General features: G+C 52.9%; 15 protein-coding genes. 10 read left to right on the top strand and 5 right to left on the bottom strand.

Annotated elements, in window-relative coordinates; genetic code table 11:
* Positions 1-1,198: 1,198 nt before the first annotated feature.
* From ACIPR4_RS11370 to ACIPR4_RS22510, 3 genes are all read left to right on the top strand, one after another.
* Complete coding sequence (locus ACIPR4_RS11370; protein ID WP_013568815.1) at positions 1,199-3,520, top strand: NHL repeat-containing protein; 2,322 nt, start codon at positions 1,199-1,201, stop codon at positions 3,518-3,520.
* The gene (locus tag ACIPR4_RS11365) at positions 3,517-3,876 is read left to right on the top strand and encodes a chromate transporter (RefSeq protein WP_083811916.1); all 360 of its coding nucleotides are present in this window, start codon (positions 3,517-3,519) and stop codon (positions 3,874-3,876) included. The genes ACIPR4_RS11370 and ACIPR4_RS11365 overlap by 4 nt, the downstream gene beginning before the upstream one ends.
* A gap of 335 nt (positions 3,877-4,211) precedes the next feature.
* A complete protein-coding gene (locus ACIPR4_RS22510; protein WP_144312404.1) occupies positions 4,212-4,931 on the top strand; it encodes a DUF6294 family protein in 720 nt (239 codons plus the stop codon).
* Between the two features lie 325 nt (positions 4,932-5,256).
* Here the strand turns inward: ACIPR4_RS22510 and ACIPR4_RS23315 are convergent, their stop codons facing one another.
* On the bottom strand, positions 5,257-5,436 hold the full coding sequence (locus tag ACIPR4_RS23315; protein WP_041586054.1) for a sigma 54-interacting transcriptional regulator: 180 nt from the start codon (positions 5,434-5,436) through the stop codon (positions 5,257-5,259).
* A gap of 43 nt (positions 5,437-5,479) precedes the next feature.
* Between ACIPR4_RS23315 and ACIPR4_RS11350 the strand changes: the two genes are divergently transcribed.
* Together ACIPR4_RS11350 and ACIPR4_RS11340 are read left to right on the top strand one after the other, a co-directional pair.
* The gene (locus tag ACIPR4_RS11350) at positions 5,480-6,142 is read left to right on the top strand and encodes a DUF6629 family protein (protein ID WP_013568813.1); all 663 of its coding nucleotides are present in this window, start codon (positions 5,480-5,482) and stop codon (positions 6,140-6,142) included.
* A 1,110-nt stretch (positions 6,143-7,252) separates the two neighbouring features.
* Positions 7,253-8,575: a glycosyltransferase gene (locus tag ACIPR4_RS11340; protein ID WP_013568811.1), complete on the top strand. Its 1,323-nt coding sequence runs from the start codon at positions 7,253-7,255 to the stop codon at positions 8,573-8,575.
* A 164-nt stretch (positions 8,576-8,739) separates the two neighbouring features.
* Here the strand turns inward: ACIPR4_RS11340 and ACIPR4_RS11335 are convergent, their stop codons facing one another.
* From ACIPR4_RS11335 to ACIPR4_RS21625, 4 genes are all read right to left on the bottom strand, one after another.
* Entirely contained in the window at positions 8,740-9,339 is a 600-nt protein-coding gene (locus ACIPR4_RS11335; protein ID WP_013568810.1) for a hypothetical protein, read from the bottom strand.
* A 201-nt stretch (positions 9,340-9,540) separates the two neighbouring features.
* Positions 9,541-10,461 (bottom strand): alpha/beta fold hydrolase, encoded by a 921-nt coding sequence (locus ACIPR4_RS11330; protein ID WP_013568809.1) that lies wholly within the window; start codon positions 10,459-10,461, stop codon positions 9,541-9,543.
* Between the two features lie 157 nt (positions 10,462-10,618).
* Entirely contained in the window at positions 10,619-10,900 is a 282-nt protein-coding gene (locus ACIPR4_RS23505) for a helix-turn-helix domain-containing protein (protein ID WP_425358319.1), read from the bottom strand.
* Between the two features lie 681 nt (positions 10,901-11,581).
* Positions 11,582-12,469 carry an AraC family transcriptional regulator gene (locus tag ACIPR4_RS21625; protein ID WP_013568807.1) on the bottom strand — a complete coding sequence of 296 codons (888 nt, stop codon included), beginning with the start codon at positions 12,467-12,469 and terminating at the stop codon, positions 11,582-11,584.
* Between the two features lie 1,017 nt (positions 12,470-13,486).
* Here ACIPR4_RS21625 and ACIPR4_RS11310 point away from each other — a divergent pair.
* The 5 genes from ACIPR4_RS11310 to ACIPR4_RS11290 all read left to right on the top strand — a co-directional run bounded on the left by ACIPR4_RS11310 (position 13,487) and on the right by ACIPR4_RS11290 (position 25,687).
* On the top strand, positions 13,487-15,604 hold the full coding sequence (locus tag ACIPR4_RS11310) for a M13 family metallopeptidase (protein WP_013568806.1): 2,118 nt from the start codon (positions 13,487-13,489) through the stop codon (positions 15,602-15,604).
* A gap of 79 nt (positions 15,605-15,683) precedes the next feature.
* Entirely contained in the window at positions 15,684-16,394 is a 711-nt protein-coding gene (locus ACIPR4_RS11305) for an alpha/beta fold hydrolase (RefSeq protein ID WP_013568805.1), read from the top strand.
* Positions 16,395-16,409: 15 nt separating this feature from the next.
* Positions 16,410-17,360 carry a PLP-dependent cysteine synthase family protein gene (locus tag ACIPR4_RS11300; protein WP_013568804.1) on the top strand — a complete coding sequence of 317 codons (951 nt, stop codon included), beginning with the start codon at positions 16,410-16,412 and terminating at the stop codon, positions 17,358-17,360.
* A gap of 1,449 nt (positions 17,361-18,809) precedes the next feature.
* Positions 18,810-23,798 carry a malectin domain-containing carbohydrate-binding protein gene (locus tag ACIPR4_RS11295; protein ID WP_187290162.1) on the top strand — a complete coding sequence of 1,663 codons (4,989 nt, stop codon included), beginning with the start codon at positions 18,810-18,812 and terminating at the stop codon, positions 23,796-23,798.
* Positions 23,799-24,091: 293 nt separating this feature from the next.
* A complete protein-coding gene (locus tag ACIPR4_RS11290) occupies positions 24,092-25,687 on the top strand; it encodes a WD40 repeat domain-containing protein (RefSeq protein ID WP_187290161.1) in 1,596 nt (531 codons plus the stop codon).
* Position 25,688 lies beyond the last annotated feature (1 nt).

The raw sequence follows: 25,688 nt of genomic DNA, 5'->3' as shown, positions 1-25,688 counted from the left end.
AGCGGCGGATCGAATCGATCCAGCTTTGCCGACAGGCTGCGTATATGGCATGCTCTGCATTGCCTGTTTCTGACGATGAAAAGATTTGTGATTCTTAAATGCAGACTCCGTACAACTGATTATGTGACGAAATCCAGCGCTTGCAAGTTTACGCCGAGGGGAAATCACTTGAACGCACTCAATTGTGATGAGTTCGCTTCGAGCCAAGATCAAATCAGCTTGAGACTCCAATACTTTCTTGCTAGGGTTGGATAAATGAAGCTACCCCCTGCGGGAAAAGCTCGCAATCTGGCGGCGCCGAAAACCCGGAAACACCGCACGAATTGCCTACACCAAGACGGGGCCGTTTTGCCAATAGAACAGTTGTCCACCGAGCGGCTCTCAGCCGCTATTTGGGAAGTGCTTGGCAATCCGGAGTACCGGCAAAATGCGACCCAAATGAAGAAGAGCATTGTCGAGACCAGAGGGCTGGATAAAGCGGCCGATCTGTTGGAGCAGGCTTTCACGCCTCGCTCCGGGGATGGGAAACGAGGCCCGGGCCATATGGGTGCGTAAAGCTGGTGTTATGAACAATTGGTGGAGAGTCGGGGGATCATCGTCTAGCACAAGCAGAAAGGTAATGAGGGAGTGACTATGATGTCTAAAGGACAAAGCGCCGCTTCATAGCGGTTATCAGATGGCCACGAGACGTAGTCGACATTACGGCTCTTCGTAGCAGAGTACCGTCGCTTACGCCCGGGCGGTGCTAAAGCTCCCCTTGAGGTTGTCGGTGACCTGTGCAGACGCAGTGGGACATGAGCGAATATCCCAACTTCCGATGCTGTCCCCCGCGCCCCAAGTCGACGAAGAGGAGCAGCCAGACGATCCGACGATCCGCGACAAGATGGAGAATGGCGCGGTGGCGAATCGACTTTTCTCGGAACCGGACCTTGTCTGTGCAATGAGAGCATCACTGCACGTCGACGGGCACCTGGATGTAGCGAGTCACCTTGACGCTGAAGGAGTTACATCCGTCTCTGGAAATCTACCTCGCAATTAACGACAAGGGAAACAGAACAGCGTTATTATGCCGTCGGCTGTCCGGCGACCTTGCATTGAGTTTGCATTCCTTCAGCAAGGTCTAGCCCTGGCCTCACAGCCTGAACTCTGACGACGGGGCTGATCAAAAGAGGACGTTACACAACGCAAGGAGGCTGTCATGCTCTCACCAAAGCCCGGGCTTCAGTCCGGATTGTTTCTCCTTCTCACGAGTCTTCTCATGGCACCGGCTATCGCGCACCCGGCTGGTCCGGTCTTTCTTGGAACAAACCCTGTAACTGTCGGCAAAGCACCCGTTCCCATGGGGAATATCGGCAGCCTAGGCGTCGATGCCGTTGGAAACCATTATTATGCCGATGTTGTCGCCGGTCGCGTGATCGAAGTCGCGCCATCCGGAACGAGTACGACGATCGCCACCGGCCTGAGCCAGCCAATCATCACGGTCGATTTCCTCGGTGACGTGTTTGTTGCGGATACCGGAACGGGCCGCGTTCTCAAGATAGCCGCATTGCCTACCCGCACGACGAGCGTATTGGCGTCGGTGACCAAAGTGCATGCGCTTGCACTGGACAATGGAAGCAATCTGTTCCTGCTCAGCGGAGATCAGCTCGTCGAAATCCCTGTGAACGGGAGCCCTGTGCCAATCAGCACCCTTCCCGGCGCAAGCCTGCTGGGCATGGGGCCGGGAGCCGACACGAACGGACACTTATACATCGTCAGTGCGCAAAGCGGGGGGTATTCGACGGAACTCTACACCTACAGCTATAGCGGCGGGATCGGTAAGTTTTCCGGTCCACTGAAGAATTTCCTTCCGAATCTGGCAGGCGCACCTCTTGAAGGCATCTTCGTGGACCCGCAGGGCGACATACTTACTGAAGCCAACGTCGCCGGGCATGGAAAGATCGTGATCAGCTCAACCAGTGGATACAAGCAAGCCCTTGTCACCGCCAGCATACCCACTGTGCCCATGGCTGAGGACGCCATCGGAAATCTTTACTACGTCAATGGCCCAAACCTGATTAAGATCCAGCTCGGCGCCGTGAACTTCGACTCCCAATATTCAAGGGACGGATCCGGATCCGTATTCCCTGAAACTGAAATAACGCTCAACTTCGGCCGTACACCCAACGTGCACTGGGTTATCTCGGATGAACCGACAGGTGGGCAGTTCCTGGAGGGAGATCTGTCCTCCGGCAGTGGTCCACTGGTCGACCAATCTCAGCTCTACTTCTACTTCTTCCCCGACCCTCGAACTTCGGGGTCCACCACGGGCATCGTCAACATTACGGATCTGAACAACGTAACAACGCTCAGCATCCCTCTGGTCGCGACTGCCATAGACGGAGGATATGAGGCCTATTACCTGCCGGCACCCAATCTGAAGGCGCACCCGAACTTTCAGCCCGTGACAGCAAATTCAACCACACCGGCCGTCGTACCGACAGTACTCTCGCGCTGCTCCTGTGGAACGTTCGCTCTCGATCGTGAGACGGGCGTCATCACGCGCGACGGACAGCAGATCGTATCTGGCCTCTTGAACGTCCGCGGAGCGGATGTGGACGGAAAGGGGAATCTCTATGTAACGCAACAGGGCGTCACGGGGGTTCTGCGCGTGGCTGCGGATGGCTCGTCTTCGCGCATTGCCACGGACATCGCCTATCCGAACGGCTCGGCAATGGATGGCCTGGGCAATCTCTTCGTGCTGGACGGAGACAACATTGTCAGGGTAGCTCCCGACGGCAGCGAAGTTGTGTTCGCTACTCCCGCCACCAATGGCGGCTATGCTGCGCCGCTCTCGATTGCTGTCGACCTGTTCTACAACGTCTATGCTGGCTATGCCACGAGCCCCAATGCCACCCATGGGGCCATCTTGAAGTTCTCTGCTGCAGGCGCGCACAGTCTGGTTCCGACCGATACGAAAAAGCCGACTGGCCTTGCCGTCTATCCTTGCGGCGCTCTCTTCTTTGCAGATGCGGAACGCGGGACGCTCGCAGTAGTTCCGGGCAATAAGCTGGAAAAGTATATCGGGTTTGCCCTCACCAGTCCGATCAATCTGCACTGCGCGGAGGGCGGCGCGATCAGCGGAGAAGACGCTGCAATTCCGGGCGGGCAATTCACCGTGTCTCCCATCACATTGCTCTTCCAGGACGTTTTCAACTATGACTTCGGCAAGGTCGCGGTAGGTGGCAGCCGCTCCATCACGTTAAGCGCCGTGTCCGTTGGAGCGAACGCCGGTACAAGAGGCCCGGCGGGAAGCGCGACTTTCTACGGCACCCCAGATCCTAACTTCACTCCCAACGACACTATCTTCGCTACAGCTCTGACCGAAATAAACCTGAGTTTTTCGCCCTCCGCGGCAGGTCGCTACGGACCTTTTGAGGTGCAAATTCTAGACCAGAACGACGGCGATGCTTTTGTCTTGAATGCCATCCATCTAACCGGAACGGGTGTAAGCACACACCAGCAGGCGGCGTTGCAATAACTCCTCGGGTCCTCGTTAGTTATCTGACTACGTTCTACACGTTTCTACCCTGTTTTCTGTTTGTTTTTGCTGGCGCACCATTTGTGGAGAAGACCCATGAGAAGCCGGCAATCGCAATGGCTTTGAATCTCATTACCGCGTTGGTCGTGGCGGCGATGCTGGATCTCACCATCTTTCTGGCCCCCGGAATACTCTTTCCGCAAGGCCGAGTCGGTCTTTGGGAGCTTGACTCGCTGGCGTTAGAGTGGACCGTAATCTCGTTCGTCTTGCTCCGTGTATTCAAGATGAATTCCGGGACGACGATTGTCGTGAGCCTGCTCTTTGGAATAGCTCGATGGTACTTTAGCTTTCAATAGCACTCTCCGTCCGTGAGCGAAGTTTCGGTGCGTCAAAACGGCAAAGTCTGTTTACCCGAAGTAGTCCTTGGCTCGATGAGTGCATTGGCGATTTGACGCCAAGTGAGCCGGCTGAGGTTATGCTAAGCATCGGATAGGAGATCGCCGATTGCACGATGGAAGAGGACGCCTTCGTTGCGCGTTGGTGGATGTCTATATTGCTTCTGCGAATTATGATTGTTCAATTTTCGCGGCTTCGATATACTTCTGACGTTTCGGACTTTCGGCTCCTGACGGATGCGAGATTTGAACTTTCGAGCCGGGCACATTCTTCGAGATCGAAAGGGAGAATTCGGATGTCCTTCCTGAGCAACAAGCGCTCCTGGCTATATTCCGTAGCTTTGATTAGCCTTCTTCTCCCATTCAGCGTGCAGTGTCAGCCGAAACCAACGCCGCAAGCACCTGTAACGGCGACGGCCACTCCAAATCCGACAGATCTCAATCAGTGCAAGGCTGGCGTTGCTTCTGCTTGTCTGACTTATTCAAACGCGTTGAACAGTGCTTGCGGCTCGGCTGGAAGTCCTGCTGGTCAGTTGTTCTGTGCCAGAAAGGCTTCCTGTTATTCGGATCGGTCTTTAGGCTTGAGCCACGGTGGCGGCGACAGAACTCCTACGATAGAATCCTGCGACGCTCAGGGAATTGGGACTGACCCATTTCCTGGTTTTGTGCCGGCATGGCAATTTCATTGGGGTGACGATACCAATAATGGGAAGCCGATTCGGGCTGGAGACTGTGTCCTTCAGTCGGGGGTGATCACAATCAAGAATACCGGCGAGATCGACTATGAAGGTGTCACCTACACAAACCACACTTCGTCTGGTGATATCTGGCACGCCACGTTCCACTTCTTTGACTCCGATGGCGTCCCGCTTTTCAATAGCGCTACTCACGACAGTCCACGTATGGGTGACGGCAACGGGGGGACTGTTCCTCGCTACAAATGGAATTTTCAAGAAAACTTCGACAAGTCTTTGTTCAAGAGGATTGCAAAGGTTACACAAACTTCCCAATGCTGAAGCAACTACTGCTATGTAACGAGATCCGCATTAGCCATTATTCCAAGTGCCTAAGATCCACGATCCTTAGTCGTGAGGTGAGTATGAGATTGCTTCGGTTTGCCTCTATCCTTGCGCTGTTGTCTGTTGCCACTGTTGGCGTCTTCGCTCAAAGCTAAGCGGTTCGCGACGTCAGTCCCAGGCCCCGTCGCAATCCCAACATGAGCTTGCACCAGAGCGGGAGCATCGTTAACACCATCGCCTGCCATGGCAACGATTCCGCCAGCATCCTGAAGCTTCTTTACAATTGCTGCCTTACGACAATCCACAAACTGTGTTGGTCGGGTTAAAGGGTTGTGGGCAACGTGACATCGACATGAAGCGAAGCCGTATGCCGATCCGCTCGAAGGTGCGTTCTTACAGGACGCGGGACTTTGGGTTCGAGTGCCAGTGGTAATTGGCCGATCGCATCGAGGAAGATCGTGCCTCCGTCGGCGGCTTCAGACTTCCCGCGTTTTTGTGCCATTGCCTCGGTGCATATCTGGTCTACTGCTGACAGGTGAACCAATATGTGTTTTTCGGCGACGGCAAACTTTGTCGGCAGCGGTGTGCTTGGGGCCGTGGGAATCGTGACGCTGACAAAGGTCAAGCACAGGCGCGAACTGCTGTTTGCATCGCTGCCCACTCTTTTTGCATTGCATCAGTTCATCGAAGGTTTCGTATGGCTGGGACTTGACGGAGTGCTGTCGGCGAAGGTGGCCCATAATATGGGGGCGGCTTTTGTGCTATATGCCCAGGGCCTGTTGCCGTTCCTGATGCCACTGAGTGTCATGCTATTTGAGCAGACGCGAGCTCGACGACGGGTGATGATGCCATTTGTCGTGCTCGGAGGTCTGCTGACGCTTTACATGCTCTGGGGGCTAACGGCGTATCCGCTAAGAGTCTCGGTGGAGCGTAACAGTATCGTCTATGTAAACGACGCAACCAACATGACTTGGGTTGCGGTGCTCTACATTATCGCAACCTGCGGGTCGCTGTTCTTCTCTAGGGTTTTGATAATGGTGGCTTTTGGAGTGGAAAATTTAATCATCCTGCTGGTAGTCATCGCCGTAAAACGATACGCAGGCACATCGGTCTGGTGTGGATACGCCGCGCTGGCCAGCGTGATCATTCTCGTCTACTTCTGGAAAAGCGCGGGAAACCGACCGTTCAAATATATCGAGACTATTTGATCAGCATCGCGCTCGAATAGTCCTTGAGAAGCGCAACGAGGGTCAGTCACTTCACCCTCATCTCCGGGCTCTTGTTGGGGTGACAAAGCCACCTTCACTGTGGAACCTCATTGTGACTCCTTCCATCGCTCTAGGCAGAGCCCCTTCGCGATGCGGAAGCTTATTCATTAGATTGCCTTTAATGGGTACAACAGGATTCGCGAACTGCTCGTATCCCATGCAACTGCGAAAGACGCATTACTAGACTGTAGCTATTTCGCTCCTTAAGCTCCGGCGAGGTCGGTGGCGCGAGCGCCCTGCAGAGCCATCGGATAGCCTGCCAGTCTTTCGTTCGGGAGCCTTCAACCAGCGGAACACCCATACGTCCGGTCCACTTTTGCTCCCTGCTTTGTACGAAGGGGGTGCAAGTTTGGCCCTTCGGCATTCTAGAATCATCTGCCGGTGGAGATCTGTAACACGCGGCTGCTGTCTCTTCAAGTAGTACCGGAGATCAACGTTTGGATGACGGTCTCGACCTCTGCGCTGAGCAGCCTTGTTCCCGAGACACGGTCGCCCCGATTGGGTAGAAGGGAACTGATCGATGGATTTCGACGATATACGGCCAGCAGCCCATACACCATGGCGGAACTGAGCCGGAGGTCTACCGTAACCTCGGCGGCATCTTCAGCGCGCCCTCGCGTTGGCTTGCAATCTGCCAGTCGACTCGCTCGCAGTATCCCCGGCCGGCTTCACCGGCGGTTTTGCCATGAAAAATGCATGCGCAATTCTTCTACAGGTAAATGAAAAACGACATATCCAGTTCACCAAAGTGAGCTAGACCCACGCTTAATTTTAGATAAGCGACACCCTGCACCGGGTACCGAACAGCTTGTAGCAGTTTACGCACATAAAAGCACTTTCCTGCCAGCAGCATCTCAAGTCTCAGTGAAGAATCTGTATCGAGACCTTTTGAATTTGTGAGGCACGGGTGAGCTGTTCCTAGATACAGCCTTATCCCGATGAAGGTGGAGTTGGCTGGGTCATGGGTTGCCGCGATACAGACGAGGAAGTCCTTGGGGTAGACCATTCTGTGCTTATAGAGTTTCAACGATTTGTTTTAGAGGGTTGCAAATGAAAATCGCTTTTTTGACATACAGCAATCATGGTCACATGCAGACGATGATCGCATTAGCACAACAGCTCAAGGAACGTGGACACGACGTGTGCTTTATTGGCACGCTGGATGGAGAGCCATTTGCCCGGGCTGCAGGTATCCCTTTCCTCCCATTTTGCGAAGGGGAATATCCACTTGGTTCGACGCGAGAGATTTTCAGGCAGTTGGGTAGACTGCAAGGGCAAGAGGCGTTAGAGTTTTCCATCCGGCTGATAGCTGATGATTTAGCAGCTTCCTTTCGCCATTTGCCTGGCGTCCTCAAAAGCGCCAACTTCGATGCAATTGTCTTGGACGAATTGAAGACAGGCTTAGGTCTAGTGCCGCGACACATGGGAATTCCCTATATCCATGTGTCGAGTGCCATTCACCTCGACTATTCTGGAAGCACTCCGCTTTGCGTGTTCGATTGGCCTCATGATCCTTCAGAGCAGGGACTGGCACGCAACAAGGCCGGATTGCAGGGCTTTATGCAAGCTTATGAGCCAGTTATATCAGTCGCAAGGTCTTATTCGCGGGAGATTGGAGCGGATATCGACTGGTCAAATCTATTTGCAACGCTCTCCGAACTGGCTTGGATTACGCAGATCCCGGCTGCATTTGATTTTCCATCCGTTGGGATGCCTCGCCAGTTCCATCATATAGGCCCACTACAACATGCCGAAGGACGAATTGAATCTAACTTTCCTTGGCACCTTTTGACGGGAGAGCCTCTTATCTACGCCTCCATGGGAACTCTGCAAAATGGTCTCGAATCTGTTTTCAGTACTATTGTGGAAGCAGTTGGAGCTCGTCCCGGATTCCAGTTGGTTTTGTCCGTGGGACCTGAAATCGATCTCGGAAAAATAGCGCCTCTTCCACCTAATGCCGTAATGGTGCGGTATGCCCCTCAACTTGAACTCCTCAAGCGGGCTCATTTGTGCATAACCCATGCTGGATTGAATACAACGTTGGAATCGTTAGCGCATGGAGTTCCACTGGTGGCTATTCCCGTGACAAATGACCAGCCTGGAGTGGCGGCTCGGATCGCCCACAGCGAAACAGGACTCTTCGTACCGCTACTTGAACTTACCGTACCCAAGCTAAGGAGGCTAATAGACCAGTTGCTCTCAAACCCAGAATACAAACGCAACGCACAGAAGATGGGCGTTCTGATCACAAAGGAGAATAAGGCGCTGGAGGCGGCGGAATTTATTGAGCGACTCATAGCGAGGGTCATAACTGCAGATTCCGCGCTTCGCATCTCATCAAGGAATTCAGGGCGCCCAATTCGGTTTTGCTAATTACGACGAATCCAACGTTGTTCGCGATCTTTCACTTCGTGTGCTCTTGCATTAAAATCTAAGGCTAACTGGCAACCACAGCGATTTGAACGAATATTGCTGAGCTTCACGGAAGTTTTGCTGCGTCGTTCCACAATTTGCGTCTTCAGTATAGTGGCGCATTCCTAGTTGATGCTCTTGTAGATCGAATCAAAGTATCTCCAAACCTTGTCGTTATAAGGTTGGGGAGACGCTTCAACGAAAACGATCAGGCCGGAATTGACTTTCTTTTGGTCTCTGACAAAGATACGCAGATGTAAAGTAATGGGAGCTTGTTCCTTATAGTCGAGCATCCTGATATCTCCTTCGTAGACCTTGTCCGCAGTATTCTTTTCCTCTGCTTCTCTCAGGGATATCTCAACTGGAATAGCTTTGGAGACATCAGTTTTAGATGCAGCAAGGTTGGCCTTGATAAGGCCTGTGAAGTAGTCCTTCAAATAGATACCGATATCTTTGGCGGCAAAAGAAGGACTGTCATCGATCGCCCATAAAAAGCAGTAGGTCCAGTATCCTTCTGTGTTCTTCTTTGCCCAGTTGGGAGAGAACCTAATATCTTCCTTTCCCGCAAAGGGGATACTCTTTGCAAAGGCAGGAGGAAGACTAAATCTCTCCGACCTCCATCCAGGAGGTGCAAGTAACTTACTGTCCGAAGATTTTTCCTGCCCAGAGGATTGAAATATGCCGGTGAACAGAATGAAGCAAGCGAGTAAGAATTTAGAGTGCATAGTGTTTTGGCCATCCTTCTTTCATTAATGACTTTCGGCTTTAGAAACATTCGGTGCTGCTGTCGCTGCAGCCTTCCCGTTGGGATTATAGAAGTTCCAATTGGCGGGTCTATTCCTTGATGGAATCGTGTGCAAGCAGTTACGGAGGCTACAGAGCGACGATGGCGAGATAAAGTAGCGTCAATATATTCCCTCTGAGATCTATCTCTCCGTCTGGTCCTCCTGCTCATGTTCGAAAAGGAATTGGTTCAACACCTGGACGAACTTGCTAGGCTCTTCATAGAAGGGCATATGTCCACTTTTTTCGAAAACAGAAAACTGTGCATGTGGGATTGTTTTATATATCTTCCAGCTTGAGAGTAAGGCGACATTCATGTCGAACCTGCCGTGGATCACCAATGCGGGAAAAGAAAATTTAGAGAGAACGCCGGTAAGATCCAAGCGTTTCGTTGCAGCACCTGCTGCCTCATTGACTTCGGTGGATAAGTGAGCGCCCTTCATGCTGGCGATAAAGGTATCGCGATGCTCGGGGTCGTAGAAAAGCATGCTTAAGTAGCGGAAGAGAGGTCCAAATTCAGCTTCCCCAACGTTCATCTGCTTGTTATCTTTATCGCTCAGATCTGGAAATACTTTGCTGAAAAGGACGGGAGTATCGGAGATGCTCGGAGATCCTGAATCGACAAGGATGATGTTCTTTACGTGTTCGGGATGGCGTGAAGCGTAACCCATCGCCACCACGCCGCCCCAAGAGTGTCCTACGGGAGTAAATTTACTAAACCCAAGTCCCGCCCGAAGTGCATCAAGATCAGAGGCTTGAGCATCCATGTCTTGTGACGCGTCGGCGCGAAGTAGCTTCGATGCTCCGACACCTCGTTGATCGTAAAAGACGATTTGGCGTCTCTGAGCAAGTGTGCTCCAAGCATTCGTGAGTAGAAAATAGTCGTGCGGGATTCCCGGTCCGCCATGGATGACGATGAGCGGCGATGCAGGGCTAGGCAGTCCATAAATCTCGTACGATAAATCGACGTCAGCAGTGTGGACGATACCATGCTTAATCTCTTGCGGCTGTGCTGCTTTGATCCCAGGAAAGAATCCCAGTGTCAACAGTAAATATCTGTACATACTTCCTCACATGAATGAAAAGTGCCAGCGGATACCACTTTGCATGCAGCTCCTCGGTGGGTGCTGATATAAAACTGCTCTTCTTGCCGGAAGTTGAGTTATTAAGCTTGTTATGCGTCGCCCGGGCAGGAGGCTATCGGGAGTCATCACCAGTAACCTAGATACTTCTTCGATATGTGCTCGGAGTCACACCTAACACCTGATGAAATACTCTGGACATATGGGCGTGGCTTGAAAAACCGCAGGCGGCGGCTACATCTGAAAGCGGAAAAGCTTTCTGCCTCATGAGTTCCTGAGCGCGCATTACCCGGACCTGCAGGATGTGTTGGTGTGGTGTGCAACCCATCGCCGCATTGAACATGCGTAGAAATTGCCCACGGCTATATCCACTTTCGGCTGCCAGCGTCTTAAGATCCAGCTCCGCGTGTAGGTCACTCATTTGTTCCAAGGTCCGCTGCAAAAGGTGACGCGGAAGCGGTGACGGGCTCCTGCGTGGGCGCCTCTCTGGCGCTCCCATGAGCAGCAGGCGCGTAGCAAGAGCGTGGCCCAAATGGTCGGCGTAAAGCCGTCCGAGCGGCCCCCCCATTCCCGCTTCGGCTATGAGCAATCGAATGATTTGGCGCGCCGGCGGGTCGTAGAAGCCCAATCGAGAGTGAAGCTCCTCGGCGGGTCTTTTCTCGAGTTCATCGAGCACGCTATTCAGAAAGCTCGATTCCAGGGAACATAGTACGTGTTCACAAACGTCCCGTGTCGAAATCGCCGGAACGGTGCTTCCGTCTTTAATAAAAGTGATCATGCCAGGGAGATTTGGGTTAGAGATAAAGCCACCCCGGCCGTCCGGATGCTCACCAGTCCAAGGCCGCCCGCATACTAGTCCGAGAATGTGGCGATCCGCGATCGCCGCGGAACGTTCGCCCGATTCCGCGCTGTGTTCCTCGACCACAACACCCTTCCAGTTAAGCTTGCTGCTCGAAATTCCTATCCGAGAGGGGCCTCGTAAGAATGCGCGAAACTCTTTACTCTCTTCCACACCGACAAATTTCATATTTTTTGCCCGGACCTATAACTGTCTCGCTTTGCTGTGAAGGTTGTTAACTGCCCTATATCAATACGGTCTCGCTTATAAATTGCGACGGTATTCGCTCGGAGTGAACCCCTTGATCTGGCGAAAAATTCTGGACATATGAGAATGGCTTGAAAAGCCACATGTCGAAGCGATATCGATCATTGACACACGCCGGCTTCGGATCAGATCCTGGGCACGCGCTAAGCGTAGATCTAGCAAGTACTGGTAGGGCGTTTGGCCCGTAGCCGCTTGGAATATGCGCAGAAAGTGGCTTTGGCTGTATCCAATCTCTGAGGCCAGGGTTTTCAGATCCAGGTCAGCACTGAGATCCTGCATGCGTTCGACAACCCGTCGCAGAATGGGCTGAGAGAGACCTGATTTTTCAAAGCGAGTTGGCTTCCGCTCTGTTGCCACCAGAAGAAGGAGTTCCATGGTGAGCGCCTGCATGAGGTGGTCGGTATACGGGCTTCCATGCATTCCTCCTTGAGCCGCTTCGATCGAGAGGAGTGTTGTCAATTGATGGAGTGGCTGGTGACGAAAGCCCTCATTCAGTTGCAGATCTTCGGTGGGCCTTTGTTCCATTTGTTCGCTTACGTTTTTCACAAACCACGGTTCTAGCGTGAACAAGATGAAATCACTTTGTCGTTTGCGGCGCATGGCCGGAACGATGCCCGCCGGAAAGAAATTCATTGGTCCGTGACGCTTCATCTGTGGGATGTATTCACCAAGCGCATTCCGAAACTCGACCGCGCCCGTACCACGCCAGATCGCGAGTCTATGTTGTTCTGTAATCGCCTGCTGTTGCTCCCCGGCGACAGTACTGTACTTTCCGATAGAGAAACCCTTCTCTGGGAACTCACAATTCCATAGCGTTCGCACCGACGGCCCTAGCAAGAAGGAATCGAACGTCTTGCTCTCTGAATCCGATATGGAACCGACCATTTTCAAGCTGTCAACTCGAGATGACAGTGTTTGTCAAGGCTGGCAAGAAGTGATCTGTTTGTCCCAGTTGAACGTGTATGGAAGCGAGTAGATGCGTAAGCAGTGATGACAGAGCGGCGGCTTGTCGTGTATACCTTTGCTCGCTTGTGCCGATCAAGGTTCAGGCAGTCTGTCTTGGCATTCCGGTAGGACTCACCCAACATATGTTCGGTGCTTCCCGGAAGAGACCCGCCGCTCCGCCAAGCCTTCGCCACGGTGCTCGTGCGCGACTCGATATGAAGGCCAAGCAGGACCAACGGACAATCAGCCTCCTTTACCTGGAGCCCCTGATATCCAGACAGGTCACGTTTGCGCTCCTCGGCACAGAGGACGACTCTGTCTAAATCTCTCACGGTGGACCTCTGGATCACGCTTACAAGTCTCTCCTGCTTAATTGTCTGTCGGAAATGACTTCGCACATTATTGCTCAATGAGGAGGCGGAATTGTCACACTCGTGTCATAGAGGACATAAGCCCCGTCAAGATTAAGCAATAGGGGCAAGTCAGTTGAGATTGCTTCTGCAAAGTGGGGGCCAAATCTCCGTCTATTATTCTCGATAAACGCGGGATTTTGTTAGACCGCCCCTAAAGTTCCGAGCAAGTCCTTTGCCTCCCATCTCCATGAGAGAGATATCTCCTCATGAGGCGGGTTTGAATCGCTTCAAAAGGGACAGGTCAAGAGGATGTATTGATATTCATCAATCTGCTAATGAGGGGTGACTCGTTTCCAAAGTCTCTTTCATAAAGCGACGTTTGCTGCTAAAACCACGTTTTGCTATCAGAAAGGAACTCAGCCTTCTGCTAAAAATGAAATCAACTTGGACGTAATGGATCGCTGAAAATTAGGTTTATCTGGCTGGTAGTAGCCTGACGAGCCTAGTGTTTTATGCGGTGGATGTTTTCGGGTTTCACGCATAGCGATTGAAGCCGTTTGCGCGTCTGGACGCAATATTCAGAGAGAGAGTGCCAGGAGGCAGAATGCAGTTGCAGTCGATGTACAGGGCAGGATTTTCCGCCAGACCACGAACCGTACCAGCATGGATCGCGTTGATGGCAGGGCTGTCGCTGGCAGCTCCGACGGTATTAAAGGCTCAGCAAATTATGGGACCGACCGATCTGGGGTCGAAGGTGTATAAGCCAACCCCGTCGTTGGATTTGAGCTCGATCGACAACACTGTGGATCCATGTAGTGATTTTTATAAATTTGCATGTGGAAGATATGCGGCCAATCACCCGATTCCGCCAGACGATCGGACCGTCAGCACATTTACCATCCTCCGAGACGCAAATAATCAGGCGCTCCGGAAGATCCTGGAGAAAGCAGCGTCAGGTGGTCCAGGCCGAAGCGCGGATGAGCAGAAGATCGGGGATTACTATCGCGCATGCATGGACGAGAACACTATTGCCAAGAAGGGGCTGACTCCCTTGGAGCCTCTAATGACGCAGATTGATCGTCTGAGGAGCAAGCGCGACTTGATGACGGTGGTCGGTAGTCTGCAGAGGGTTGGCGTAGATGTGTTTTTTGTCTATGGCGAGGACCAGGATAGCAAGCATGCAGAAAGACAGATCGCGGTCATCGCACAAGGCGGTCTGGGCATGCCAGAAAAGGACTATTACCTGCGCACTGGAGCTAAAGATGTGGAACTGCGCAGACAGTATGTAGCGCATGTCGGAAGGATGTTAATCCTAGGAGGTAGTTCTCCGGAGCGGGCAGCGAAGGATGCCAGCGGCATCATGGCCATGGAGACTGCATTGGCAAAGGCTAGCCTGAGTGTGGCCGAGATGCGCGAACCGGAGAATGTCTACCACCTGCAGCCGATCGCTGTTTTTGAAAGCAAGCTGGCGGGGATGAACTTTGGACAACTCAAACAGGCGATCCACTCGCCAACGATCACTGAGATCAACAATAAAACGCCCAACTTTATCCCGGCGCTTGTGGCCGTTGTGCGCGACACCGATATCCAGGTGTTGAAGGCGTACATGCGATATCACCTCTTGCATGCCTTTGCGACACAGTTGCCAAAGGCATTCGATGATGAAAACTTTGCCTTCTATTCTCGTCAGATTTTGGGTGTACAGGAGAAAGAGCCGAGGTCGAAGCTGTGCACTAGCGCTGTCGACAAGGGAATTGGCGAAGCACTGGGTAAAGCATTTGTTGAGCAATATTTCTCTGCTGACAGCAAAGCCAAAGCGCTGCAAATGATTCTGGATGTGGAGAGCGCAATGGACCGCGATATCGACACCCTGGAATGGATGAGCACGGTCACAAAAGCGCGTGCGAAAGAGAAGCTTCACCTGGTTGTGAATAAGGTGGGATACCCGGAGAAGTGGCGCGACTATAGCTCGTTGGTCGTGGTGGCGGACGATGCGCTCGGCAACTTGGAGCGGGCGGCTGCATTTGAGAATGACCGAAAGCTAGGCAAGATCGGTAAGCCCGTCAATCGAGACGAGTGGTGGATGACGCCTCCAACGGTGAATGCATACTACGAAGCGACCTTGAATGATGTGGGGTTCCCCGCAGGGGTTTTACTGCCGCCCTTCTTTGATCCAAAGCAGGACGACGCGGTGAACTATGGACATATCGGCGCTGCGTTCGGACATGACCTCTCGCACGGATTTGACGATAAAGGTCGGAAATTTGATGGCAAGGGAAACCTGAGCAATTGGTGGACACCAGCGGATGAGAAGCAGTTCGAAGAGCGTACCGACTGCCTGGTCAAAGAATACAGCGCTTTCACCGTTGTGGACGATCTCAAAGTGAACGGAAAATTGACATTGGGTGAGAATACGGCGGACAACAGTGGTTTGGTGATCACGTATTTGGCCTTTTTGGACCGGGCGAAGCTAAGCGGTCTGGATCTGCAAATCAAAAAAGACGGATACACGCCAAAACAACGCTTCTATCTCGGATTTGCCCAGGACTGGTGCGAGAACGCGAGACCGGAAGATGCTCGTCAGCATTTACTTACGAACGCCCACACGCCGGATCAATACCGGGTGAATGGGACAATTGTCAACCAACCGGGCTTTGCAGATGCCTTCGCATGCAAGAAGGGATCGCCCATGGCGCCCGTCAATAGCTGCCGGGTCTGGTAGAGCTATTCGATCAGACGAGGCAGCAAACTGCGCACTGCGGAAAGCAATCTAATATGCGCTAAAAAATAGGGGTAATATCATGGCCAATGAGAAATACATATTTGTTTTGGTACCGGGTGCCTGGTACGGAGGCTGGGTTTGGCGCGATGTTGCGCCATTGCTAAGAGCTCAGGGACATTGCGTCAGCTCTCCGACATTCACGGGACTTGGAGAGCGAAAACATTTGGCCAATGATGCGGTAAACCTTTCAACGCATATTGAAGATGTCGTCAATCACATTGAGATGGAAGATCTTCGTGGATTAACTCTCGTGGGATGGAGCTACGGGGGAATGATTCTCCAGAGTGTCGTCGCACGATGTGGGGAACGAATCAGATCGATTATCTATCTAGATGCGTTCGTTCCAGAGAATGGGAAGTCAGTTGTTGACTATGTCCCTGAAGAGATTCGCGACTCACTGGAAACGGCAAGGACAGAGAACTCTCCAATTCAACCTCTTCCGCCGGAATACTTCGAAGTCTCTGCACCAATTCTTCTTGAATTCGTGTCCCCAAGGATTGCGCCTCAGCCGTGGCGCACGTTCTTTGAGAAAGTTCAACTTGCTTCCAAGTCTGCCCCTAAACCGACAAGCTACATACGATGCGAAAAAAATGGTTACACTCCATTTCAAGAGGCGGCAGAAAGAATTGGGCAAGATCCCCGCGTTCGGGTTGTCTACCTTCCGGTCAATCACCTGTGTATGCTCACCGATCCCGAGCTGACAGTGAAAACGTTGCTCGAATCGGCGTGATAATTGAGGTTGTCCATGAGTGTCATCCCTAATTTGAACGGCCAACGCGTCTCTGCACTATCTGCCGTTGGGAATACCCAACTCATACAACTTCGGAAGATCGTGCCGCCGACTGGGGCAAAGTTGTTCCTGAAGCTTGAGTACCAGAATCCGACCGCTTCTTATAAAGATCGCATGGCGCTTTCCGTGATTGAGGGAGCAGAGCGAAAAGGCACTCTCGGGCCCGGTATGAGAGTGCTCGAGTACACCGGTGGCAGCACCGGTTCGTCGCTCGCTATGGTATGTGCTGTGAAGGGTTACAAGTTCATTGCCGTCTCTTCCGATGCATTTGCAAAGGAAAAACTCCAGACTATTCGCGCATTTGGAGGGGATCTTCACCTCGTGCCCAGCGACGAGGGGCTCATTACGCCTGGGTTGTTCACGCGGATGGAAGAGGAAACTCAGAGGCTCGCGGCTGAACCCGGCACCTTCTTTGTCGACCAATTCCACAACACCGATGCGTTTACTGGATATGAGCAGCTAGGGCGAGAGTTGCTTCTACAGACATCGAGGATTGATGTGTTCGCTGCGGCAGTTGGAACAGCTGGCATGCTAATGGGTGTTTCGCGGGTGCTTAAAGCGCAGAATCCGAGGATCCATATCGTTGCGCTCGAGCCTGCCTCATCTCCTATGCTAAGTCGAAGCCTCAAAGGGAATCACCGCGTGGAAGGCATAGGTGTGGGATATGTGCCTGCGCTTCTCACTCGCGAGAACTACGATGAGGTCATCGAAATCGAGGAGAAAGAAGCGAGGCAGATGGCGCGACTACTGGCACGACAAGAAGGTGTCTTTGCCGGTATTTCGACAGGCTTGAACGTCGTTGCTGCCGCAAGATTGGCGGCAAAGATGAGCGCGCAAGATACTGTCGTCACCGTCGCGGCAGATAGTGGACTAAAATATCTTGCTGGCGATCTCTTCTACGACTGACAGAACGCACTCCTACTCGGTGGTCCCTAGCACGGAATTGGCTTCTTCGATACCTGAAAACCCCTCCATTTTCTGTGCGAAAGCCTCGGTATAAGAGAGAGAAATGATATTTGTTAGCCTTACTCGTCTGAGACTTCGATCTGTTCGGTTGCTTCCGAGCTTCCTTTTTCATCTGTTTCTGACCGTAAGACAAATAAAACGGTCTCCCGGGTTTCAGAAAGGCGCGTTACTTTCTGACCGGCGCTTGACCTTCTGGACCCTCACGGCTTGGGACAGCGTTGAAAGTATGCGGCAATACATAACAACCGGGTCACATAAAGCTGTGATGCCATACCTCCTCGACTGGTGCGATGAGGCATCCGTTGCGCATTGGAGTCAGCTGGACACAAAGTTACCATCCTGGCTTGAAGCGGGCACTCGAATGCGAAACGATGGCCGAGCCTCGAAGGTTAGAGACCCGAGTCCACACCATGCGAGCCTCTTGTTCACATCTCCCAGGACTATTGCCTCCGTCAAAATTCGACCATCCTGAAGAAATTCTCAGAAATGGAGTTTATCTGTAGGCGGCGGCGTAAACCTACCTAAAACAGGCTCGAAGGATTGAACGGCAACGTGTGACTGACTGCCCAGAATTTTGGTAGCGCTCAGTGGGAGCCCTGGCGTGATATGGGCCTACCTGCGCGTGTTTGCTCCGTTAGATAGGATCAGCACGCTGCTGTCAGCAAACAGGGCAAAAGCCGGAACTCCCAAGGGAAGCCGCGTTCGGAGGCTGTCTTCCCGTTTTGGGTCAAGCTTGGGTGGCTGCGACTGGCGTCAGGACGACAGATTACCCGGCCGATCTCCAAATATTCAAATGAACGGCCGTCGAGCTCCTCCCATTTCGGTATTCATACGTTTTTTATAAAGATCTTCGTCTGTAGGGAATAAATCTAGCTGAGTAACAGTCTTCACTGTTACAGAGGCAACAGATGAATTTCAGAGTCACATCCTTGGGGAGTGTAGTGTCTACCTGCACTCGAAAGATCTCTCCTGGTGAGTGCCGAGCTGACGGCTTCGGGAATTTTATATATCGCAGAAGAGGCGGAAGCTGCTGTCAGATGACAGGAATTATGTTTTTTCTATCCAGGTACTCCGTTATCTGAGGTTCAGATCGACGCTCCGAAGCTGCGAAAAACTGCAGCTTAAACACTTGACTCCACTTCACCAAACGAAAGGAAGCTTCTCTTGAAAGTTCAGTTTGGCAATTTCAGGTTTTCTATTCTTCTATCTTGCCTGCTTGCGGTACCTGCACTTGCGCAGGACGTTACGATGTGGAAGGTCGATCCACAACATACGGGTCTGAATTCCCAGGAAACAATCCTGACCCCGGCCCTCGTTGGAGACGCGACAAAATTCGCACCTTTGTTCGCTCAGAAATTGGATGGACAGGTATATGGTGCTCCACTTTTTATGAGCGCCGCAACCTTAAATAAATTGCCTGGAACTTTTCGAGATGGCAAGTCGCACAATGTTGTCTATGTGGTCACGCAGCATGACAGCGTGTACGCCTTTGATGGCGACGCTCAGAATATCGGTCCGAACGATTCCGCACCTCTGTGGCATACCAGTTTTTTGGTACCCAATTCCCAATTAGGTACACCCACGTCGGTACCATCTACAGATGCCAATGGAAACGATATCACCCCTGAATTTGGCATCAGTACGACTCCGGTGATTGATCCCGTATCTGGCACGCTCTACGTGGTTTCGCTGCTCAAGTTTCCAGGACAGTCGCTGAACAACCTCTATCGGCAGGAACTTCACGCCCTCGATCTAAAGACCGGGCTGGACAAGGTTACGCCGTTCGTACTCGACGCAAATCTGACGTTTCAGGGAACTGCGAATACGGGTACGCATGACAGCGATCAGGATCCAGTCACTGCGCCTATAGGTCAGATCCCGTTTTCACCTTTGCATGAGCACTTGCGGGCCGCCATGGCCTTCGATTCGAAGAACCACATCGTCTACCTGGCCTATGCTTCGCATAGCGACGAAATGCGCTATTACGGTTTGGTGCTCGGATTCGATAGCTCTACGCTTAAGCTCATCCATAGTTTTGTGACGACTCCAAACGGCAGTGGGACGGGAGGCATTTGGCAAGGAGGAGCTTCGGTAGCCCTGGACGAGAACCAGAACATCGTCTTCGTGACAGGAAATGGTCAATTTGATCAGGATCCCAGCACTGGATTGGTGGATTGGGGCGAGAGCGCGCTCAAGTTGCCGGCAGCGATGGATGGCCAACAGCAATTCCAACTGGCGATTACGGATACAAACTCTTTTTTCACCCCGTTCAACTGGGCGCTCCTGAACCAGGGCGGTACAGTGAATGGTCATTCCATCAATGGCGATTCGGACCTCGGCGCGGGCGGGCCTCTATTGTTGCCTACGCAGCAGGGTGAGCATCCGCACATGATGCTGTTCGGTGGCAAAGAAGGTACCTGGTACCTGATCGACCGGGATATTCTTGGCGGTGTATCGATTGATGATCCCAATAGCAAGCAGCCCATTCAATTGGTTCCTGAGCCAGACTTTCCACAGCTCACACTTACGCCAAGTTACTTCAACGGGGCCGTGTACTACGCCTCCGGCGGACATCCGATGGAGAGGCTCAAGCTGGTCTTTGACGCGGTAGATAACGTGACGAAGCTGGAAACAGCACCCACGCTCGGAACAGGCGGTAACATCAACAATAAGGGCGCGTCACCGTTTATTACTTCGAACGGTACCTTGAATGGCATCGCATGGGCCATTGACGGAAATCTGAAAGCCTATGATGCAAATACTCTGCAACTTATTTCCACCGGCTTCAACGGAGATATCTCTGCTCCGGACGGTTCTGGACGATGCCAAACCACCAAATTCAACAATAGTTTGGCCGTAGCGAACGGACATGCCTATTACACCTGCTTCTCCGGTACGAGCCAGGGCTTCCTCTTCGTGGCCGGTCTGAAAGCGGCGGCGGCGGTACCACCTGCAGCGCCGACTGCCCTCTCCGCAACGGCTGTATCTTCTACAGCAATCAACCTGAGTTGGACGAACAATGCCGCCAACGATCCCTCGTTGGCGGGTTTCCATGTGTCGCGCGCGACCAGTGCCAATGGACCATTTACGGTGTTGAACGTATCTGCTCAGGGCACAACATTTGCCGACTCGACCCTCTCGCCGAACACGCAATACTTCTACCAGGTGTCAGCGTTCAATAGCGCGGACTCCTCTCCGAGTAATACTGCTTCGGCCACAACGTTTCCAAGTTACACGCAGCCCGGTCTGGTGGGATTCTGGCCCATGGAAGATGGCACGGGGAACACCGTTAGCGATGCAAGTGGTAACGGCCATAGCGGTTCTCTGCCTAACGGAGGAGAGTCGTTGTTTACCTCAGACGGCTACATCAACGATGGCGTGGCCTTCCATGGCACCACGATTGCTGACAACATCACGGTTCCGGACAGCTCTGATCTGGATTTCACCGCATCCCAGAGCTTCACGTTAGCGACCTGGGTTCGATTGGACGCTATCACCGGAGTGGAGCAGCCGATCGTTCTTAAATCGGCAAACAATGGCAACGTATACGGCTTACTTTTCAATGGAAATAACCAATTTGTGATGCGCGGACCAGCAGGCGATGTTGCTGGCACTGTAGCAGCGACAAAGGGGGTATGGGCGCATGTAGCTATGGTGCAGGACGGAACGGCCAATACGCGTACGCTCTACGTGAACGGCCAAGCCGTGGCCAACGGTGTGGCACAGGATGCGAATGGACCAGGAGCGCTGGAGTGGGGCGAAGAAGATCTGCCTTCAGGAAGCGATCACGTACAGTTTGGCTTCCAGGGTGTGATCGACGAAACGAGGCTATATAACCGCGCACTCTCCGCGTCGGAGATCGCAGACCTGCTTCCAGTAACACTGCTGGATGCCAGTTCTATGCCTTCGCCGGACACTACCGATCAACTTGGTACAACCTTGTTTCCGATCAAGGCCCCTGTGAGCGAGGCTCGCATCAGCAAAACCGCAGGAAGTTACACCGTGGTTGCGCACTTTGCGAAGGCAGTGACAGGAATTTCCCCCACACTGACACAGAAGAATGGTGGCGCACAGGCTCAAGGAGTCGTAGGCACACCCATTTATGATTCCACCCAGACGAGTGTTTCAATTCCGTTGACCGGCGTTGCCAATAGCCAGCAATTGAATCTGCATCTGTCGGGAATTTTGGCGGCCGATCAAAAATCTGTTGTTCCGGGAACCGCAGACATTACGTTCCAGGTGCTTGCGGGTGACGTGAATGGTGATGGTGTCGTCGACAACAATGACGTTTCATTGGAAAATGCCAGCATCACTAACGCTTCAGTTCTGCCGACCAACGCCGCGTTCGATATCAATGGTGACGGTTTGCTTAACAGTGCTGACGTGAGCCTGCTTTTGGGTCAGACTCCGGGCGGCCAAACTCCCCCTGCAGCGCCCGCGAACCTCACCGCAACCGTGGGTACATCAAGCGTCGGTCTGAGCTGGAGTCCAAGCAACAACGCTATCTCCTATACCTTGTTCCGAGGCACTTCTTCGGGCAATGAATTCCAACTGATGCAGAACCTGACCGGTACTCAATTCACGGATAACAACGTGATCCCCGGTACGACCTACTTCTACAAAGTGGAGGCTGTGAACGGCGCAGGACCATCCTCTTTCTCAAATGAGGCACAGGCAGTTCTGCCAGGTAACAACCAGACAGCCGTTAGCGCGGTTATACAGATTGATTCTGGCAGCACGACAGCCGTGGGTACCTTTGTTGCGGACGAGTTCGTCAGCGGTGGCAACACAACGGGGAACGTTGGAGTGCCAATCGATACTTCAAGGGGGCAAAACCTTGCACCCATGGAGGTTTACCAAACCAACCGGTTCGGCACTTTCACCTATACCATTCCGAATCTCACTTCGGGTACGTCTTACATTCTGCGGCTTCACTTCGCGGAGACGTTCTGGACCGATCCAGGTTCACGTTTGTTCGACATCCTTGTGAACGGGCAGACTGTCCAATCCAACTTCGACATTGTCGCGGCAGCAGGCGGTAAAGATGTTGCTATCTCTGTTGATTATCCCGTAACAGCGCAGAATGGTCAGGTCGCGATTACCTTCCAAACTGTGAAAGACAACGCACTGGTCAGTGGTCTGGAATTGCTCAACACTGCGACGCAGGCTCCCTCGACTTCGCTGGTCTATCAAGTTGATTCGGGCAGCGCAGTCTCAGCGGGTGTTTTTTTCGCAGATAGCTCCTTCTCGGGAGGAAACACTTCCCAGACCAATGACACCATCACGACGACGGGGGTGAAAAATGCAGCCCCCGCCGCTGTCTACCAGAGCAACCGCTTTGGTACCTCAACGTACACATTCACTGGACTGAAAACCGGCAGTCCCTACATCATCCGCTCACACTTTGCAGAGACGTACTGGAACGCACCAGGCGCACGTCTCTTCAATATCCTCATCAACGACCAGGTTGCGCAGTCTAATTACGATATCTTTGCAACGGCCGGTGGCAAGGATATTGCGACGACCCTGGACCTGCCCGCGACAGCACAGAACGGCCAGATTACGGTGCAGTATCAGACTGTAAAAGACAATGCACTGGTGAGCGGCATTGAGGTCATCGGCGATGGAAGCATGATGCCACGACCGAATGCGCCGACGTCTCTGCATGCCGCGGCTGGTGTCGGTCGGGTTGCACTTACCTGGGCTTCAGCTGCGAGCGGAACGTACAGTGTCTTCCGGGGCAATGCAGCGGGATCGGAGGCAACGACTCCGATCGCTTCCGGACTTACTGGCACATCGTTTATCGACGCGAATCTGCCAAACGGACAGCCGTTCTTTTATACGGTTCAAAACGCCAACGCCACGGTAGCATCGTTTGCTTCGAGTGAAGTAAGCGCCACCCCTGGATCGTCCCTGACTGGTGCGCCTGTTTACCGAATTGCCGCTGGAAGTGTCACGCCGATCGTACCTTTTCAGGCGGACGCATTTTTCGCTGGCGGCGGAACTGCCACTGGTGCCGGTAACCCGGATCTGTCCGCAGTGGTCAATCCTGCTCCGGAACAGGTCTATCAACAGGAGCGGGCTGGAGGAACTATTACCTACACGCTTCCGAACCTCCTTGTTGGAACGAACTATAAGCTGCGCCTTCATTTCAACGAGTTTTACTGGAAGCAGCCCGGTCAACGCGTCTTCAATGTCATCGTGAACGGCGATACAGTCTTGCCGAACTTCGATATCATCGCAGCCGCCGGAGCTCCGGGGACTGCCATAGTGGAGGAGTTCACCGTTCAACCGGATCCGAACGGCAACATTACAGTCACCCTTTCGGGGGCGATTGCGGATCAGCCGAAGATCTCCGCACTTGAACTCTATCGCTAACCTCTGGCTGGAGCGCTGCTCCAGCCGATAGCTTCTGCAGAGAACGCCCGCGATGCTTGCGGACGTTCTCTGCATTTTCTTCGAGGTCATGCATCACCTTGAAGGGTGCGCGCATAGCGCCACTCAAGCTAAGCCGTCTATAAGAAGATTCAAGGACATTCATGAAAAAAAACTTTCTGTCAGCCTCCCACGAGAGACCACACCGCCGTACTCTCATCGCGACCGCATGCCTCATTGCCTTCGGGGTTGCCGTGTCTCAAGCGATGCCTCAAGAACATGCGAGAGGCACCTTCATGCCCCTCACTTCGACTGCGGCTAAAGCGGCCTCTTCCGCCGACGGCCCAGGTCAGTCACAGGCCGCATACATCCATTATCTGCTGGCCCTTAGGTTTGCAACAGATGGAATCAAACACGAGGCACTTAGGGAGGCTGCGGCAAGTCTTCGTGCGCAGCGTGAGGGTAATCCCGCGGCATCCCTCGCGTTTCAACTCATCGCCGAGCAACGTCAGAACATCCACATCAGACTGTGTTGTGTCACTGCGAACTTCATTGGAGCCAAATTCAGCGCAGATGGCGCTCGGATCCTGACCGTACTTGATGACAATACGTTGAGCGTCTGGGATGCGCATACAGGCGAGCAAACGGCTGGGCTGATGCATCACGATAATGAGGTCGTTGCCGTTGCGTGGAGTGCCGACGGGCATCGTGTTGTTGCCAGCTTGAACGATGGGACGGTTCATCTATGGGGTGCAAGCAGCGGTCAGCCCCTGCATCTTCCATTCCACACGGTGAAGCCTCTCTCACATATTGCGCTCAGCCCGGATGGCAAGCGAGTGTTAGGCAGCGCGGGGGGAGAAGTCTATCTGTTGGATGCTGTGACTGGCGAAGTTCTCTCGCCGAAGCTCACATATCACGACGACGTAAATGTTGTTGCTTTGAGCAATGACGGAAAGCACGCGCTGATTGGAACGGATGATGACTTTGCCGAGCTTCTGGATCCAATGACCGGCAAACGCCTGCATCGTATGGTGCATGGTAATGCAATCTTCAGCGCGACATTTAGCCCCGACAGTCGGTTTGTGCTGACCAGTTCGGGAGATCACACTGCGAAGATCTGGGATGCCAATACTGGTGCGCAGCAGGGAAGAGACTTCACGCAGACTGGTCCCATTAGCGACGCAGAGTTCAGCCCGGATGCCACACATATTTTGACCATCTCGCACGATCACACAGCTCGCGTGTGGGATGCGCGCACGGGCAGCGCTCTTACACCTTTACTACAACACAATGCGCCGCTTATAGACGGCGGCTTCAGTGGTGATGCGTCGCTCGTTTTTACTCGTGGACGAGACCAGTCGATGCGGATATGGAGTGCCGTAACGGGGGAAGCCACAATGTTACCCATTCACTACAACAGCAATAAGAATGGAGCCGAGTTTAGCCCCACGGATTCCTCGTTGCTGGTCACCGACGGCAATACGGCCGAAATTCTAGACATGCCTCCGAGCGATCCCGCGCCGGTGTGGCTTGCCGATTTAGCTGAGTTTACAGCCAGCCGTTCGCGCTTTTCTCAGTCCGCCACACCCGATCTTTCCAAGATAGAAAAAATGCGCGACGATTTGCTTGCGTCACAAAGGGACGATCCGTGGACACGATTCGGTAAGTGGTATTTCTCCACACCGGATCAGCGTACAGTATCGCCTTGGAGCAAACTCTCACTGCAGCAATACGTCGATCAGCTTATCGCTTTGAATACGAAGGAATCCCTAATCTACGCGCGACAGATTACTTTCGAGCATCCGGCATGGGCGCTAAAGATCGACGCTGCACAAAAGGCTCTTTCCTCCGGGATACCTCAGCAGCAGACGAAAAGAGAGGCTGTTCGGTGAA

This window comes from Terriglobus saanensis SP1PR4, assembly GCF_000179915.2.
In the GTDB taxonomy this organism is placed as follows: Bacteria; Acidobacteriota; Terriglobia; order Terriglobales; family Acidobacteriaceae; genus Terriglobus; species Terriglobus saanensis.
The sequence above is the reverse complement of the archived record's forward strand: the minus strand, read 5'-3'. Positions and strand labels throughout refer to the sequence as shown.